Source organism: Ruminococcus sp. B05 (assembly GCF_003628495.1).
GTDB classification, from domain to species: domain Bacteria; phylum Bacillota; class Clostridia; order Lachnospirales; family Lachnospiraceae; genus Schaedlerella; species Schaedlerella hominis.
The window spans coordinates 1-2,564 of the sequence record NZ_RBZR01000056.1; the positions used below are offsets into that span (position 1 = coordinate 1).

2 protein-coding genes are annotated in these 2,564 nt (G+C 38.8%); both read right to left on the reverse strand.

Annotated elements, in window-relative coordinates:
* Window positions 1-278 precede the first annotated feature (278 nt).
* Window positions 279-1,454: an IS91 family transposase gene (locus D8Q48_RS16905; protein ID WP_121057383.1), complete on the reverse strand. Its 1,176-nt coding sequence runs from the start codon at window positions 1,452-1,454 to the stop codon at window positions 279-281.
* A gap of 2 nt (window positions 1,455-1,456) precedes the next feature.
* Window positions 1,457-2,299 (reverse strand): site-specific integrase, encoded by an 843-nt coding sequence (locus tag D8Q48_RS16910; protein WP_121057385.1) that lies wholly within the window; start codon window positions 2,297-2,299, stop codon window positions 1,457-1,459.
* Window positions 2,300-2,564: the final 265 nt, after the last annotated feature.

Sequence of the window (2,564 nt, forward strand, 5' to 3'; positions counted from 1 at the left end):
CAAATTGTTAAGGAAACAATCGGAGTTGTTGTAAACGAAAAAGCAGTCTTGCGGTTTTATCAAACTGCCCTTTCGTTTACATCAATTTCGATTTTTCCTTGGTGAACAAAGTCGCGTCCCTTTCGCCACTATCTATGGGAATTCAATCTTTACTCTCTTCTATAAGTTTATCATGTCTCGTGTTTTATTGACAGCTAGTTTTTGCCAAAAGAATTATTTTTAGGCATGACAAACAGACTCCCTTTGCGGAAGTTTTTTGAAGTATTCAGTTGTATATTTTAACATCTCATATACGCTAAAACAGATGGTGTATGCTTATCTGGAAGATGTGGAACCATTTTTCCGCCACAGGAAGAACACATGCATACATCTATGTTATATAGCAGCTTTATCATTTCAGCGGCACTTCGATTTTTCAATGCAGAAATATATTTTTTACATCCAAGCAGATTTCTACAGTGCGTCATCTTTTTGCTCTTGTTTCGGCACGACAGCAAACCATAGTGCCGGATTCTAACAAAACGTTTTGGAGGAACATGCATTAAAAATCGACGGATGAATTCCTCGCCTGGAACTGTTTTCTCTTTCCACTGACCTTTGTTTTTATAGTCTTTTACAGCATATGTAACAGTTGTTTCCGTCATGGACTTGATCCGATGATTACTGATTGCTATCCTGTGAGTATATTTCCCAAGATAATTTATGACTGACTGTGCTCCATTAAATGTTTCCTTACAATAAGCAACCCAGTCTTTTTTATAGCACTCATCGAGAAGTTCTTTGAAGCAATAGTGGTTTTGATATTTCTCCGCTGTACCATGAAACTCAAGCTTTGAATCATTCCACAGGCTTTTTAATTCGCACAAATATTTCCCACGGAACACTTTTGCAACGCCCCCATACGGGAGAAAAAACTTCCCACCGGTATCTTTCCATTTGTTGTCCTTATCAAGTCCACCACCAAGAACAATGGTATGTATATGAGGATGATAATTCATTGCAGAACCCCATGTATGAAGAATACAGATATATCCGATGTCAGCTCCCAGATACTTTGAATCTTTTGCCAGTTCGTTCAGAGTGGAAGATGCAGCATGATACAGTGCATCATACAGAAGTTTCTGATTACTATAAATAACTGGATTCAATTCTTCCGGAACCGTAAAAACAACATGATAATAAGGTGTATCCAATACATTCTCCTTTTGTGCATCAATCCATTTTTCTTTCGGAAACTCCTGGCACATGGGACAACACCTGCTTCTGCATGAATTGTTGTGAACACTGATACAGCCACATTCCTCACAGACACTGATATTCACACCAAAAGCCCCTGTTTTACAGTTCATGATGTGAAAAGCGGTTTTTCTGTGGTGCGCAGGAATCTCATGTGTTTTTTTATAAACAGGATAAAACCGTTCAAAGACATCCTGTATCGTACATGATTTTTCCACGATTACTCACCACCCATCTCATCAAATGGGCTTTTAATACCGAGCAGAGTCTTATTACTTACATGAAGATAAATCTCTGTTGATCTTGGATCACGGTGTCCCAAAAGGGCCTGAATATATTTCACGTCACACCCGGCTTCGAACAGATGACTTGCGAAACTATGGCGCAAACAGTGTGTAGAGACATGTTTCTGAATTCCAGCCCTTTTTGCACTTTTATGGAAGAACTGAATGACACTGTTCTTCACAAGATAATCGCCAGTCCATGAACTTGGAAACAGAATCCCTGTTGGTCTGCCGCACTTAAACCAGTATTCCGTAAGTATCTCAAGTGTATGGTCAGCAAGTAGGGTATAACGGTCAAAACGACTTTTGCCATCACGGATGTGTATTGTTTTGTTTGTGCGTGAAATATCATCATAGTAAAGGTGCGTGACTTCTGATACCCGAAGACCACCTGAATACATTGTAGCAATCATGGCTTTATGTTTCAGGTTTGGCGTTGCATCCAGAATCGCTGATATCTCTGCTTTCGTAAGCACGATTGGCAGGCTCCTGTCTCTTTTCATACGTGGGATATCATCGTCATCCCAATTCATCTTTAATACTTTTTTATAAAAGAAACGAATACCGGAATGATAGTGGTTGTATGTTTCCGGTGAAATCCCGGAAAGTCTTTTTTCTGTGAGAAATGTGTCAACATCATCTGTTGTCAGAGCATCTATTGGCTTATCAGTATATTTTAAAAAGTGAGCAACACTTGTACAGTATGCATGAATAGTAGAATCTCTTAGATTCCGTTTGTTTGCAGCATTTGTAATCTGGCTAAATATTTCATCGTACATAATAAAATCCTCCATGTAAAATCAGTAGTTAATGAAAAACCCTGCTTACATGGAGGTGCATTAGCATAATAAAACCGCTTGTCAGAAAAGCGGTCAAATGGTATTCTTTTCATAGGCAGTGGTGTCTTTCTGTATTGAATTGTTTTGTGTGGTAACTTTACAATATCAAATACTGGTAAGAATTGCCATTGCCTATTTTATTATTGAGAAAAAGAAAGCTGTGCCACAGCCTTGGCAGGCCATCGCGCAGCGATTTTGTTCAATT

What these genes read in the sequence shown, in the direction of transcription:
- D8Q48_RS16910 (WP_121057385.1), bottom strand. Translation starts at nt 2,299, where the DNA reads ATGTACGATGAAATATTTAGCCAGATTACAAATGCTGCAAACAAACGG.